Source organism: Halomonas sp. MES3-P3E (assembly GCF_002836035.1).
GTDB lineage: Bacteria > Pseudomonadota > Gammaproteobacteria > Pseudomonadales > Halomonadaceae > Vreelandella > Vreelandella arctica.
The window spans coordinates 181,666-196,952 of the sequence record NZ_PJBT01000191.1 but is presented as its reverse complement, the minus strand read 5'-3'; the positions used below and the strand labels follow the sequence as shown (position 1 = coordinate 196,952).

Sequence of the window (15,287 nt, the reverse complement as noted above, 5' to 3'; positions counted from 1 at the left end):
TTTACCCCCACGACAACATTGAGCACGCTCGCTTCTTTCATAGGCGCACTCACCACTACACGTCCAACGCCCTGGTCGAGGTACGCTTGAAGCTTTTCAGTGGTTTTCATTTTGCCTGAGCACTCGATGACTACATCGCAGCCGGACCAATCGCTATCGGCAATTGCTTTGTTGGCGCTAAAGGCAACGGATTTACCGTCGAAAACAATAGCGTCATCGGCGGCTGTAATGCCCTTCCCCGGAGACCAGTGGCCATGTACAGAATCAAATTCAAATAAGTGGGCAAAGGTTGCCGCATCGCCACCCGGATCATTAATGCGCACAAGCTCAACGTCACCCGTCGACACTTTTTGCCACAAAATTCTCAGCGTTAAGCGCCCAATACGTCCCAATCCATTGATACCAATTCGAAGTGCCATGGTGCCTCCTAGAATCGCTGCTTTTTGGTGTTTATTTGCAGATTTTTAGTTTCTTGGTTTTCTATTTTTAAAGCTGTTCATTTCTAAGCAGGATCTCGCTTATATACGCATAAACATATATGAGTGTATAAAAAAATACACATTAAAAACAGGCCCACCGGATGACGATGGGCCTGTTTGAACGACATTAATTAACCATAACGACCGGAAATATAGTCTTCGGTTTTTTTCTTAGCGGGGGTTGAGAACATCACTTTGGTGTCGTTGTACTCAATAATTTCTCCCAGGTGGAAGAACGCCGTATAGTCCGCTACCCGCGCTGCCTGCTGCATATTGTGGGTCACGGTGATAATGGTGAACTCTTCCTTTAGCTTATCCATCAAGTCTTCGATAGTCGCGGTCGAGATCGGGTCAAGCGCCGACGTTGGTTCGTCCATCAAGATCACATCAGGCTGAACGGCAATAGCGCGGGCGATACATAAGCGCTGCTGTTGGCCACCCGATAGCGAAGTACCAGGTTCTTGTAGCTTGTCTTTCACTTCGTTCCAAAGGCCAGCGCTACGCAACGCCTTTTCAACCAGCTCATCCTGCTCCGCTTTGCGGCTAACCAAATCGTGCATGCGCGGGGCGTAAGCAACATTTTCATAAATCGATTTAGGAAATGGATTCGGCTTTTGAAAGACCATCCCCACCCGGCGGCGCAGCGCTACTTCATCCATTTTGGGAGCATTTACATCCCGCCCATCCATCTCAACCAAACCTTCGGTACGCACGCTAGGAATCAAATCGTTCATGCGATTCAGACAGCGTAAGAAGGTCGATTTACCACACCCGGAAGGGCCAATTAGCGCCGTCACATTTTTCTGAAACAGATCAATATTAAGGTTATTCAACGCTTGGTTTTTGCCATACCACAGGTTCAAATCGCGAACCCGGATACTCAAATCGTGGCAGGCCTGATTGTTACGCGTGTAGGGCTGCCCAACCGCAGGTGCATGCTGGTCGTTCATTACAGGTGCTTGGCTATTCATAGTCATGTCCTCTATCGCGCTGGCCTACCAGCGACGCTCAAATTTCTTACGTAACACAACGGCGAAGGCGTTGAGTGAGATGAGTATGGTGAGTAGCACCAAAATACCGCCGGCCGTTTTCTCTACGAACGCCTGCTCAGGCTCACCTGACCAAGTAAATATTTGCGCAGGCATAACCGTGGCCGCGTTGGTAAACGATGCGCCGACATCCGGGATAAACGCCACCATCCCGACGATAATCAGCGGTGCTGTTTCACCCATCGCCTGAGCAAGCCCGATGATGGAGCCCGTCATAATGCCCGGCATTGCCAAGGGCAGAACGTGATCGCGTACCACTTGCCAGCGCGAACAACCCACCCCAAAGGCCGCATGGCGGATAGAGTCCGGCACGCTGCGCAGCGCTGTTCTGGTTGAGATAATAATCACCGGCAACGTCATCAGCGCTAGTGTCATACCACCGGCCAACGGCGACGAACGCGGCACCCCGAAGAAGTTGATAAAGATAGCCAGGCCTAGCAAACCAAACAGAATAGATGGGATAGCGGCCAAGTTATTGATGTTGATTTCAATCGCCTGGGTGAAGCGGTTATCTGGCGCAAACTCTTCCAAATAAACGGCTGTCATTACCCCGATAGGGAACGAAATTAATAGCGTCACGATCATGGTCATCACGGTGCCGACCACTGCCGAGAGAATACCTGCGTTCTCAGCTATTTTTGAATCCCCGGATCCAAAAAAGGTGCTATTGAAGCGAAGGTCAACCTGGCCCGCTTCGACACGCTCATCAAGCGCCGCTTGTTCTTCTTCACTCAGGCGGTGCCGGTGCCCCTTCAGATACTGGTCGACCTCACTGTTTGCCAACACCCATTGCGCTTCGCTGGTACCGATCATTTCGGGATTGTTGCGCAACTCCATAGGAATCACTCGCACCACCGTGCGACTGATTAATGGTAGCAGCTCTTGATCAAACGCCTGCCGCCCATCGCTTTGCGCTTCTTCGGTGTAACTAATCTCGGTCTGGATATACGCCTGCTGAAAGGCTGGTAAGCCTTTGCTTAACATATCGGCAAAAAACAGAATCAGAAACAGACCTGCCAAGCCCAATGATCCCATCGAGATCCATTTAAGGCGGGCAGACTTACGGTGACGCCGCTTAAGCTGCTGGCTGATTCCGTCAAAAGTATGGCTCATCGAAACAGTTCCTCAGCGTTACAGGTTATTCACGCGGTATTTTTCGCGGAAACGACGGATCATCAGGACGGACACCAGGTTCAGCGAGAGCGTTACCGCAAACAGCACCAACCCGAGGGCAAAGGCTGACAGCGTTTCAGCACTTGCAAACTCTTGGTCCCCGGTTAAAGCCGCCACAATACGCACGGTCACCGTGGTCATATCTTCCAGCGGATTAGCGGTGAGATTGGGCCGCATACCTGCTGCCATTACCACAATCATGGTTTCACCCAGCGCACGCGACATGCCTAAGAGCGCCGCTGAAATAATCCCCGGTAGAGCAGCAGGAATAACCACGTCTCGAATGGTTTCACCTTTGGTCATGCCTAATGCCAGCGACCCTTGGCGCATACTATCGGGCACCGAGTTGATCACATCGTCAGACAGTGACGAGATAAACGGGATGATCATAATACCCATCACGACACCTGGAGCGACGGCGTTGTTATAGGAAGCATCGAGCCCAAAAAAACCAGCGATGTTAACGATAATGGGCGCTACGGTAATTGCGGCAAAAAAGCCGTAAACCACGGTAGGAATACCCGCCAGAACTTCAAGCACGGGCTTGGCAATGGTGCGCACATTACGTGGCGCAAACTCAGACATGTAAATCGCGGAAAGCAGACCGATAGGAACAGCGACCAGCATGGCAATAGCAGTAATCATAAAGGTACCGGCAAACAGCGGTACCGAGCCAAACTCAGCCCCACTACCATCGCCACGTCCCGCTGACGCTAGAAAGCTCGCACCTGGGTTCCATGTGGTGCCTGTAATGAACTCCCAGAAGCTGTGCATTTGGAAAAAGCGCAGCGCCTCGGAGATAATCGAGAACAAAATGCCGAACGTAGTGAAAATGGAGATTAACGCTGCCCCGGCCAAAACCATGCGGATGACCCGCTCAATGGCCTGACGGGCGTGAAAATCAGGTTTTACATGGTTAAGGCTTACCATTAGCCCTATAGCTGCGACCACCAAACTTGACGCTAGCAAATAGAGCGTGGGGATATCAGCACCCATCAAAAGCAGCACAAAAGCCCCCAGCGCACTCACTACCACGGCTGGACCAGCGGTCGAGAGCACGGTGAACCAGGCGTATTGATCTGGCTGAGCAAACATAGCCGTGCCCGCACTGCGTAAACGGGTGGCTTTTGAACGGCCAGCAAAAAACGCCAGCAGCCCCAGCAGTAGTAACGCACCGCAAAAAATCAGAAGAAGCTGGTTAGTCTGCATCGAATTTCTCTCGCATTACTTAATGAAATCGTATTGGCGACTACTTTGGGGCACAAACATTACAGCAATGTGACAAACGCCAATATATCGCTGTCATAAAACGAAAGGCCGGCAGCTTTCGCTGCCGACCACTTTCATTTCTAACTTAACGACTTACTTAAGAACGTCTGCTGACATTGTAGTGCGATCTGCTACCGCTTGACGCCACTCTTCACGTTCGTCTTCCGGCAGTGCGATCAAGCCAATATCTTTCAAGTAACCATCTGAGCCAATCATCATCTCGCTCATAAACATGTCGACATATTCATACATCGGCGGTACTTCTTCAGCGTGCTGGTTCTTCACGTAGAACCAAAGTGAACGCGCGATAGGATAGTCTCCGGAACTGATTGCATCAGCTTCAGGCTCTACGCCGCCAATAGTGGCCGCGCTGATAGTATCGGTATTCTCTTCAAGGAAAGAGTAACCGAAAATACCAAAGGCACCGGTGTCTTCTGACAAGCGCTGAACGATCAGGTTATCGTTTTCACCAGCATCGATGTAAATACCGTCAGAACGGATATCGGTATAGCCTTCTTCGCCATAAATTTCCATTTCTGAAGAGGCGCTTTCCATGACCAGCTCTTCAAACGCATCACGCGTACCGGAAGTGGTTGGAGGTCCATAAATGGAGATTTCGCGGTCAGGCAGCGCGGAATCGATATCGCTCCAGTTGGTGTAGGGGTTATCGACTAACTCACCATCAACCGGCACCTGAGCGGCTACTGCCAGGAAAATTTGCTCAAGAGTGAAATCAACGCCATCGTTGGAGCTTGACTGGCCCAACACGATACCGTCAGAACCGATCTTAGCTTCGGTAATATCAGTCACGCCGTTCTCTTCACAACGCTCAAACTCAGCAACTTTCATGCGACGTGAAGCGTTGGTGATATCGGGCGTACCTTCGCCAATACCGTTACAGAACAGACGCAAACCACCGCCCGAACCGGTTGATTCAATAACAGGTGTCGGGTTGCCGGTAGTGGCACCGAACTCTTCAGTTACGTAGCTGGCAAACGGGTAAACGGTACTGGAGCCCACGATACGGATTTGATCACGGGCTTGGGCAACACCGGCAACGCTCATTACAGCAGCCGCGATAACGGTGGTTTTTAGAATACGGTTCATGCGAAAAACTCCTGTTCATGTAGGGATCTAACCTTCGCAAGGCATACCTTGCACTGGTTCCATGACAACTTCATGACAGTGAGTAATACGTGAAAGATTTTTCGCTACGCGGGGAATTCGCTTTCGCTTACAGCAGCAAACCCAATGCCGCCAAGGTACACAGCGCCAGCGAAGCGCCTTGCAGTAAACGTCTATCCAAGCGATGAGCAATGGCGTCCGCCACTGCGTTACCAACCAGTACCGCGGGGAGAAAGGTAAGGGCAACCTGAAAATGCCATAGCTGAATCTGGTTAGCGAAGGCGAGAGTAATAATGGTCAACATTGAGGTCAAAATGAAAAAGGCGGCTAAGTTCCCCCGCACCCGATCAGCGGGTAAACCATGCATCAATATCACCATGGGTGGGCCACCGATGGCAGCAACGGTGCCAAAGATACCTGACAGTACACCAGCGCCGAATAGGGATATTCGATTTACCGGTAGTTTAAAACGGCACAGCGTCACCAACACAGCAAACAGCACGATGATTGCGATCAGCTTTTCTAACAGAAACATCGGCGCGGCGAGCAGAAGCCAAATACCCAGCGCATTGCCAGGCAGGCGCCCTACTAACGCCATGCCAATGGAATCCAGTCGCACCTCGTGCCAATAGTGACGCACCATCATTAATGAGACGGTAAAGCCAAACAGCACTAAAATGACCGGCACCAAGCGTGGCTCAAGCATCAGCAGCAACGGCGCCCCGATAACGGCCAAACCGAAACCGGTCGCGCGCTGGACAAAGGCACCCAGCAGCAGCACGGCTGCGCAGGCTAACCAGGTACTCATCGGCATATTGACCCAGGCCAGCATGCTATCCATCACGGCTGTTCATTCTTATTGCTCATTCCTGCGATTCATCCCTGCTACTCGCTTATGGCGGGCGACTTGGTTAATTTCCGCACGCCGATATTCCCCAACAGGGCAGCGCCCAACATAGTTAGCACCATTGGCCAAAGGTGTTCCACTTCAAACAACCCGACCAGCACCCCAGCGAGAGCGCCACAGGTAAACTGAATGCCGCCTAAAAGCGCCGTCGCGGTGGCACTGATATGGCCAAAGTGATCCAGAAGCGCCGAGATTGCGTTCGGGGTAATCAGCCCAATCATGCCGGTGAAGAGCATAATAAGCGGCACTACTAACATGAGTGACGCCATATTTAACGCGGTGACCAACACCAACCCTAGCGCCGCCACTAACTGTATCAGCAGCCCCAAGCGTAGATTTTGCTGTGGCGTGCGTTTGCGCAGCAGGTGGATATTGACACGATTGGAGAGCGCAATGACCAGCACGTTGACACCAAACACGAGCGGATAGGTGCCGGGCGATAGACCAAAATAGTCGAGATAAAGAAACGGCGAAGCCGTCACAAATGCAAACAGGCCCGCAAAGGAAGCGGCTACCGCGCAGATATACCCCATCCCTTCACGATGCTTGAGCACGCTGGCGTAATTGCGAATGACCTGGCGCGGTGACGCCGCTGGAAGCGACATATCGCGAGTCTCAGGCAGGCGCGTTCCCAGCAGCCAGAGTAAAAAGCCTGCATAAACGGCCAAGAAAACAAAAATCAACCACCAACCGGCCACATACAGCAACAGACTCCCCACGGCTGGCGCCACTAGCGGCGCCAGCATCATAATCATCGCCATCGTCGACATCACTTTGGCAGCCTCTCGTCCGCTAAAGCAGTCACGCACAATGGCTGCCGAGTTGACAACACAAGCACCGCCGCCCAACGCCTGCACAAAGCGCCAGGCAAGCAGCGAGGAGAGACTATCGACCGTGGTGATCGCTAGGCTTGCCAGCATAAACACCACCAAGCCGCCCAGTAGTACAGGCTTTCTACCCATACGATCTGATAATGGCCCAAAACAAAGCTGGCCCAGCGCAAAGCCGAACAAGAACACGCTGATGGAAAGTTCAGTGCGGTGAATACTAGCGCCGATACTCTCGGCGATGATTCCCATCGCAGGTAAGTAGGCGTCGATCGCAAAGGGTGCAAGCGCCGTGTTGGCAGCAACTAACAACGCGACACGGCGGGGATTAAGATGCATGGGTCTCCTTACGGCGATAATGAACGCACGGGAATAGATAGGCCGCTAATCATAGCTGATTTTAAGACACTTGTCGGGGCTAAGCGCTATACACACAGAGCTAGCACATTGGGTAATACGATGGATCACCCGCTGCGATAGCCCTGAGAAAGCCAAATCAGATTAAAGAGGGGTATTTAATGGTGCGTGGCTGCGTCTTGGGACTCAAGCATGTCAACCAGCGGCTGAAACTGCTCGCGGTTATGCTCGTTCATGTGCATCAAAATACGGTGGGCTTCGAGAATGCGTTCACGCAGCCCCTCTTCGTCGGCAGGCTCTTCAGGTAACTCTTCGAGAGCATCGTTAAGCGTTGTTGCCTGCTGCAGAGGCGCTTCCATCAAAGTGAAAAAGCGCGCAAACCCCATCACGTTCAACATTTTTCGAACGTCATCATTATCGACAATAATGGTCGGGGACTGCTCTAAGCGCCCTTTTACTGCCATTGCGACCTTGGCCAAGAAACCCAACGCGGTCGAATCCACATTGGTGGCCTCACGCAGGTCAATCAGTACGGCACGCAACCCCGGTGTCTCAGCAAGACGTTGGGCTTGGGTATCCAGCGTAGCGCAGAGCGTTAAACGCACATCGCCACACAGCTTTAAGACAAAAACACCAGAATCGAACGCCGCTTTAATGCGGCCTTCTTCACTCAGCATGACCAAATCCGCTCACCATCATGATTGTTAGATCATCGGGTAAAGCATCGCGTTCCTGGTTAGCATCAAACTCCGCGTCCCCTTCTCCAAGGAGCGCATTCGTCTCTGCCAGCCGGTCGCGCAACTGCTCAAGCGTGACACTCTCGCTTACTAATTGCTCAAGCTCCTTGAGCCGCGTGTCGAGCGTTTTACCCGGCAAGCATTCCAATACACCGTCTGAGCAAAGCCATAAACGAAATTTGTTCGGCAAAGCACAACTAAGCGAAGGATACTCCACATCGGGGAAAAGGCCTACTGGCATTCCTTCGCCTTCAAGACGCCGTAGCTCTCCTTCTGCTGCTAAAAGCGGCATGGGAAGCTGAGCGCCGAGCGAATAGTGCAGAGTATGCGCCTCATGGTCAATAACACCGACAAATAAGGTGGCATGTTTGCCTATATCAGTACCCTGCAACTCCCGGTTCATCGCCTTTAGCCAATCCGGCGGCAAGTTTTCTGGCTGCTGGCCATCCCACTCACTCAACCAACGATTGCATAAATATTTGAGCAGTACCGTGACAAAGGCCGACGACGCACCGTGCCCCGACACATCGGCAAAATAGAAGGCGCTATAACGCTCGTTATAACGTTGATAGTCTAGAAAATCACCGGATAGATAGAGAGAAGGTGCAAATACATAGTCGTAATACACCCCATTGATGACTTTAGGACGTAACGGCAGTAAACGCCGCTGGATATGACCACCACTCTGCTGATCCATACGCAGTAGCGCTAAATGCGTCTCTAGACTCTCATTTAACTCGGCAAGACGCTCATGATCACGCTTACGCTCTAGGGCCAAATCATTTAGCTCGATGGCTTTACGGATCATGCGCCGCAGCAGCTCGGCATGGCGTAGAGGGTGGACGATATAATCCACCAGCCCAACGTCAATGGCTTTGATAAGATCAGCATCCTGACGCGAGTCACTTACAACCAGCGTTGGTAAGCGTCGCGTTAGCTGCGACCACTGCTGGCGTGGCACTGCTCTGGCGTGGGCCACGATCAGCGCCGTATCCGCAGGCAAATGGTCGATGTCTTCAGCGGCGAATACCCACATGTCGTCACAGGTAATCGCTTCGGCCAGCGCATCGCGCTCTCGACCCGGCTCGTCGATCACCGCGATCAACTGCTTAGAATGCTCCATCATAAGCCTCAATCGACGCTATTTTCGCCACCAACGCCGTCGTCACCAGCGTCGCTATCTTCAAAGTCACTGTCATCAAAGTCGCTATCATCAAAGTCGAAGGTATCGCTGGCAAAGGGGTCATCGCCCAATTCTCCATCGCTCACCTCGAACTGGCGGCTCTGTAAGTAAGCGTCACGAATAAAGCGGTAGCGATCACCGCGAATCAACTCTTCCTGGTCGAGCAACCCCGCTCGGGTGTCAATCAGGTTGAGTGCTGTCAGGCTTATGCGAACAGTGTCGTCTTCTACGTAGGTAACCGGATACGCGGCTATGTCAGCAGGCAAGCCCGTAGTATCACGTAGCGTACTGGGGCCTAAGAAAGGCAGCACCAAGTAGCGTGAATCATCCCAGCCCCATACCGCCAACGTTTGGCCAAAATCCTCTTTATCCGCGGTAATTTCCATCAGCGTTGCGTAATCTAACAACCCGCCAATGCCAACGGTGGAGTTAATCAAAAAGCGCGAGGTAGCAAGGCCCGCATTAGCAGGCTTACCTTGGAGCACACTATTAAGCGCAGTACGTACTTCGCCTAAATTGGAGAAAAAGTTACCTACCCCCGTCTCTACTGGATCAGGGGTAATAGTGCGATAGCCTTTTGCCACAGGCTTAAGCGCGTAGCGATCCAATACGTCGTTGAATGCAAACACTTTACGGTTAAAGCCTTCCCATGGGTCGTCTGGGTTGGCGTTTTCTGCCATTTGTGTACTGGCACAACCGCCGCTTGCTAATAACGCCACCAGCAGTAGCGGCAACCCTTTTGAGCGCCACGAAAGCGTTGACTTGTCGTTACTTAACCACTGCCACATGACATTTTCCTTTTTCCAATTCCACAGCACGTTGACAGAAACCTACACCCGCCGAATGACGACACTGCCCGCACTATAGCCAGCGCCAAACGAACAAATCACACCAATATCGCCCTGATTGAATTGCTCGCGATGAAGGTGAAACGCAATAATGGAGCCAGCTGAGCTGGTGTTTGCATAGCGATCTAAAATGATCGGTGCCTGGGTTTCACTTGGGTCATACCCCAACACTTTACGGGCAATCAAATCGTTCATATGCCGGTTAGCTTGGTGCAGCCACATGCGTTTAAGGTCGCTTCCATTTAGCTCCAAGGACGCCAGATGATCGGTGATCAACTTGGCCACCATTGGGCAAACTTCTTTAAATACCCGCCGCCCCTCCTGCACGAACAGCTTATCCAACGCCATCGGATCACTGTCCGTCACGCGATTTAAAAAACCCGCATTATTACGAATCGCATTGGAAAACTGAGTGATCAAACGCGTACCGAGGATTTCAAACTGCTCATCAGCAACGGCAACAGCGCTATTTTCTAGTACCACAGCAGTACAAGCATCGCCGAAAATGAAGTGGCTGTCACGGTCTCGAAAATTAAGATGCGCTGAGCAAATCTCAGGATTAACCACCAGTGCGCGCTTGACGCTACCGGAAGCTATCGCATTTGCCGCGGTTTCCAAAGCAAACGTGGCTGAACTGCAGGCCACATTCATATCAAACCCATAGCCACTTGTTCCCAGTGCTTGCTGGACTTCAACGGCCACGGCAGGATAGGCACGCTCTAGATTTGAGCAGGCAACAATCACTAGCTCGATATCAGCGGCATCCACTTGAGCGGCGGCCAGTGCCTGACGCGCAGCCTCGGTCGCCATCTCGCACTGAAGCGAGGGTTCGTCATTACTCCGCTGTGGCAGTTTAGGCCGCATACGCTGTGGGTCAAGGATACCTGACGCATCGAGCACATAGCGGCTCTTAATCCCTGACGCTTTTTCAATAAACTCGCTGCTTGAGTGCGCCAGCGGTTCACGCTCTCCTCGCGCAATGGCCTCGGCGTGCAGCTCATTCTCACCATCTACCCAAGCATTAAATGCCGCCACCAGGGCCGCATTATCAATGGCGTGTTCCGGTGTATAGAGTCCTGTACCGGTAATCACCACATGTGTCATGCCAATCTCCTTTAAGCGGCTTGCCGACGTGGCTGGCCAGTGATGGCTAGCGCATAACCTGCGACGAACCCATAACGTTACTGTGTGCGTAAAATAGCGGTTTTTCCAGCACCTTTTTCAACCACTTGCTAAACGCTGATAATCTCTTGCCAGTGCTTTTCGAGGCGTTTCACCGATACGGGCATACGGGTACCTAATTGCTGTGCAAATAGTGACACCCTGAGTTCTTGCAGCCACCAGCCATAAGCGACCAACTCCGGGTCTTCCACCCGCCCGCGACGCTCGCTTTCGCGGCGGGCATCAAAGCGGGCCTCTAATGCCTGAACATCCTGCATCATCATTTGATCACGGCCACGTTCACGAGCGGCTTTTTCAAGCCGAAGTAGCGCCGCCTCGGTGTAGCGTGGATATTCATCCAGCCACACACCGGCATCGCGTATAAACCCTGGATAAACCAAACGCTGCATTTGCGCACTAACATCGCTGTACACCAGCGCCAAGGCAAAATTGAGCTTACCTTTGAGCACCTTACTGACTGCCAAGTGCCCTTGCAGTGCGGCTTCCACCTTCACCAGCAGTGCTTTTGCTTCTTCAACAAGCTGGTTCTGAGTGGCCGTCAGCCGCTGTTCAAACTCCCCTTCTGAGCGCGGCAGCGGGTGCTGAGCGACGATCTGGGTAAACACCGCTAGCAGCAGGTCTTCAATCAGGGCTTGCTTGCTGCCCACTTTGGCAAATAGCAGCGCGCACTTCTCGACACCTGGCAGTTGCTTAATCGCTTTAACCTGTTCGGGCAGCTTGGCAATCGCCAGTCGGGCGATGCCCTCCTGGTGCGCGGCGTCAGCTTTTGCAGGGTGATCAAACAGCGCGACTTTGAACTCGCTGGCTTCAGCGACCAACGCAGGATACGCCTCAACACGAATGCCTGCCTGGGTAGTAACACGCGAAGCAGGCAGCGGCTCCTTGGGCAGCCCTGCAACGGCAGGCTCAGAACTCACCTGTTTGGCTAACGCCTGGGCGCCAGCGCTGGCGGCTGCCTCAAAGCGCTGCTCCAGCGCTCGTAGATCACGCCCCTGGCCAAGGGTTTCTCCCGCATGATCCACCACGCGAATATTCATGATCAAATGCGGTTCGAGCAAATCCAAACGCCAGTCGTCAGCATGCACACGCGTTGATGTGCGGCGGCGAATAAATTCTCCTAACGCCTCGGTTAACGGGCGTTGATCAGGCACCAAGGTTTCCAGCGCGGCATCCACCCAATCTGGGATCGGCACCACCTGGCGGCGAATGCTTTTTGGCAGCGACTTCAGCAGCGCAATACACTTTTCGCGTAACAGCCCCGGCACCAACCACTCCAGCGAATGCACCGACACTTGCGGCAGCATAGCGGCGGGAACGGTCAGGGTAATACCGTCATCCTCGGCTTCAGGGTCAAAGTGGTAGCTTACCGGGTACGCAACGCCCGCCAGAACTAAATGATCAGGATACTGAGCCTGGGTAACGTCATCAGCATCCCGTGCCTTAAGCGAATCAATATCGAAATGCAGTAATTGCGGCTCTTGCTGTTCGACCTGTTTGCGCCAGTGCTCAAAGCCCTTGCCGTTAACGATCTCCGCCGGGATCCGCTGGTCGTAAAAATCAAAAAGCGTATCTTCATCGACCAGAATATCCCGCCGCCGAGCACGGTCTTCCAGCGCTTCGACTTCGTCAATCAGCGCGCGGTTATGGGCAAAAAAGACCCCTTTGGTGTGAAACTCCCCCTCCACCAGCGCCCGGCGTATAAACAGCTCCCGGGACTCTTGGGGTGCGATTGACCCGTAGTGCACCCGGCGCTGCGCCACGATCGGCAGTCCAAACAATGTGACCTGCTCAAAGGCCACCACCTGGGCGCGTTTCATCTCCCAATGCGGTTCGCTGTAGCTGCGCTTAACCAAATGCTGCGCCTGGGGTTCGATCCACTGGGGGTCGATTTTGGCCACGGTGCGGGCAAACAGCTTGGAGGTCTCCACCATCTCAAACGCCATGATCCATTTGGGCGACTTCTTGGCCAATCCAGAGCCGGGGTGGATCATAAACTTGCGGTTGCGAGCACCAAGGTACTCGCGGTTCTCCACCAGCGTACCCAAATTGGAGAGTAGCCCTGAAAGCAGCGCCTGGTGGACTTTACCGGAGGTTTTACGTCGTGCCTGCTTAGCCTGCTCTTCGCTCTCTTCTTCATCACGTACAGGCGGCGCGGGTACGTCGATATCCATATCTCGCAGCAGTTGACGCAGCTGGCGGAAGGTATCGTGCCACTCGCGCATGCGCAGGTAGTTGATGTAGTGATCGCGGCACCAGCGGCGCAGTTGATTGCCCGACAGCGCCTCCCGGGCGTTCTCGATGCCGTGCCAGAGGTTCAGCAAGGCGACAAAATCTGAATCCGGATCGTGCCAGCGTTGGTGGGCTTGATCGGCGGCTTGTCGTTTGTCCGCAGGCCGGTCACGCGGGTCTTGAATGGCCAGCGCCGAGACCACGATCAGTACATCGCGCAGGCTGCCGAATTCGGCGCCCGCCAACACCATGCGCGCCAGGCGTGGGTCAATCGGCAGCCGTGCCAGCTTGCGGCCAAGTGGCGAGAGATGCTGTCGCTCATCGACAGCACCCAGCTCGAACAGCAGCCGAAAACCATCTTTAACAAAGCGGCTATCGGGGGGATCTACAAACGGAAACGCCTCAATATCACCCAGTTTAAGCCCCAGCATCGAGAGAATCACCGACGCTAAGTTGGTGCGCTGAATCTCGGGATCGGTAAAACCAGGCCGAGATAGAAAATCTTCTTCACTGTAGAGGCGAATACACACGCCCTCGGCGATCCGGCCACAGCGTCCCTTGCGCTGATTGGCGCTGGCTTGGCTGACCGCTTCTACCGGTAGACGCTGTATTTTGGAGCGGTAGCTATAGCGGCTGATACGCACCAGCCCTGGGTCGATCACGTAGCGAATGCCCGGCACCGTTAGCGAAGTTTCCGCGACGTTGGTGGCCAGCACGATACGCCGCCCTCGGTGTGGCGCAAACACACGATTCTGCTCTTCATTGGAGAGCCGAGCGTAAAGCGGCAGAATCTCGGTACCCTTTAGATCGGCACGGCGCAGAATATCGGCGGTTTCACGAATTTCACGCTCGCCGGGTAAGAATACCAGCACATCCCGGGGGCCATGCAGCCAGCCTTTCTCACGCTCAATAGCTTCGATCTCACCCACTGCGTGCAGGATTCCCTCTTGGAGCGTGCGGTCTTCCTCATCCTCGTCGTCACGTGTTAGCGGACGATAGTGCACTTCAACAGGATAAGTACGTCCGGTGACTTCCACGACCGGGGCGGGCGTTGTCGCAGTGCCAAAGTGTTTAGCAAAGCGATCGACGTCGATTGTTGCTGAGGTAATGATGATCTTCAGGTCGGGGCGCTTAGGTAACAAACGCTTTAAATAGCCGAGCAGAAAATCGATATTGAGGCTACGTTCGTGGGCTTCATCGATAATGATGGTGTCGTAGCGCAGTAGCAGCGGATCGTGCTGGGTCTCGGCCAACAAGATTCCGTCGGTCATCAATTTAACCAACGTACTCGGGCTGCTCTGGTCGGTGAAGCGCACCTGATAACCCACTTGTTCGCCCAGAGAGACCTGCAGCTCTTCGGCCAAACGCCCTGCAACGCTGCGGGCAGCTAGGCGACGCGGCTGGGTGTGACCAATCAATCCCCGGCGACCACGTCCAAGCTCCAAACACATTTTAGGTAGCTGGGTGGTTTTGCCTGAGCCGGTCTCCCCTGCCACCACCACCACTTGGTGATCGCGTATCGCGTTAACGATGTCTTCTTTACGTTCAACTACCGGCAGTTCGGGCGGATAGTTAAGCGCGACTTGCTGGGCTTCACGCAGGCTAAGCTGTTGCTGAGAGCGATCGAGCTCACGCTGCACTTCATCCAAACCACGGCTGATGGGCTTGTTGTCGCGCTGACGGCGGTATAAGCCCGCCAGGCGACGCTCCAGCCGCTCGGCATCGCGCAGCATCACACTCCCTGCCGCCTGTTGCAGCGACGCGAGACGTTGGCTATCGGTGGGGGCTGGGGATGTGTCGGTGGTCACGATTGAGTCGGCTTCCATTCACGTGGGCATTTAACAAGAGACATTTAACTAGAGCTATAAAAAATCAACCCGCTCAATTGAGCGGGTCGTATAGTGTAACGCTTTCATCTCCAC

At 53.5% G+C, this 15,287-nt stretch carries 12 protein-coding genes; all 12 read right to left on the bottom strand.

Annotation, left to right across the window (positions count from 1 at the left end):
* Positions 1-419: glyceraldehyde 3-phosphate dehydrogenase NAD-binding domain-containing protein (locus tag CXF87_RS19840; RefSeq protein WP_332870673.1), on the bottom strand; the 419-nt coding region annotated here is incomplete at its 3' end.
* Between the two features lie 191 nt (positions 420-610).
* Positions 611-1,450: a phosphate ABC transporter ATP-binding protein PstB gene (pstB, locus tag CXF87_RS19835; RefSeq protein ID WP_101147907.1), complete on the bottom strand. Its 840-nt coding sequence runs from the start codon at positions 1,448-1,450 to the stop codon at positions 611-613.
* 24 nt (positions 1,451-1,474) lie between these two features.
* Complete coding sequence (pstA, locus tag CXF87_RS19830; RefSeq protein ID WP_101147906.1) at positions 1,475-2,641, bottom strand: phosphate ABC transporter permease PstA; 1,167 nt, start codon at positions 2,639-2,641, stop codon at positions 1,475-1,477.
* An 18-nt stretch (positions 2,642-2,659) separates the two neighbouring features.
* Complete coding sequence (gene pstC, locus CXF87_RS19825) at positions 2,660-3,910, bottom strand: phosphate ABC transporter permease subunit PstC (protein WP_101147905.1); 1,251 nt, start codon at positions 3,908-3,910, stop codon at positions 2,660-2,662.
* Between the two features lie 153 nt (positions 3,911-4,063).
* Positions 4,064-5,077, bottom strand: coding sequence for a substrate-binding domain-containing protein (locus tag CXF87_RS19820; protein ID WP_101147904.1), 1,014 nt, complete (start codon positions 5,075-5,077; stop codon positions 4,064-4,066).
* A 127-nt stretch (positions 5,078-5,204) separates the two neighbouring features.
* On the bottom strand, positions 5,205-5,936 hold the full coding sequence (locus CXF87_RS19815) for a sulfite exporter TauE/SafE family protein (RefSeq protein WP_101147903.1): 732 nt from the start codon (positions 5,934-5,936) through the stop codon (positions 5,205-5,207).
* 44 nt (positions 5,937-5,980) lie between these two features.
* On the bottom strand, positions 5,981-7,168 hold the full coding sequence (locus CXF87_RS19810; RefSeq protein ID WP_101147902.1) for a multidrug effflux MFS transporter: 1,188 nt from the start codon (positions 7,166-7,168) through the stop codon (positions 5,981-5,983).
* A gap of 176 nt (positions 7,169-7,344) precedes the next feature.
* On the bottom strand, positions 7,345-7,863 hold the full coding sequence (locus CXF87_RS19805; RefSeq protein WP_101147901.1) for an STAS domain-containing protein: 519 nt from the start codon (positions 7,861-7,863) through the stop codon (positions 7,345-7,347).
* A complete protein-coding gene (locus tag CXF87_RS19800; protein WP_101147900.1) occupies positions 7,853-9,046 on the bottom strand; it encodes a PP2C family protein-serine/threonine phosphatase in 1,194 nt (397 codons plus the stop codon). Before CXF87_RS19800 ends, CXF87_RS19805 begins: the two co-directional genes overlap by 11 nt.
* 8 nt (positions 9,047-9,054) lie before the next feature.
* Positions 9,055-9,894, bottom strand: coding sequence for an MlaA family lipoprotein (locus CXF87_RS19795; RefSeq protein ID WP_101147899.1), 840 nt, complete (start codon positions 9,892-9,894; stop codon positions 9,055-9,057).
* Between the two features lie 42 nt (positions 9,895-9,936).
* On the bottom strand, positions 9,937-11,058 hold the full coding sequence (locus CXF87_RS19790; RefSeq protein ID WP_101147898.1) for a beta-ketoacyl-ACP synthase III: 1,122 nt from the start codon (positions 11,056-11,058) through the stop codon (positions 9,937-9,939).
* 128 nt (positions 11,059-11,186) lie between these two features.
* On the bottom strand, positions 11,187-15,191 hold the full coding sequence (gene hrpA, locus CXF87_RS19785; protein ID WP_101147897.1) for an ATP-dependent RNA helicase HrpA: 4,005 nt from the start codon (positions 15,189-15,191) through the stop codon (positions 11,187-11,189).
* Positions 15,192-15,287 lie beyond the last annotated feature (96 nt).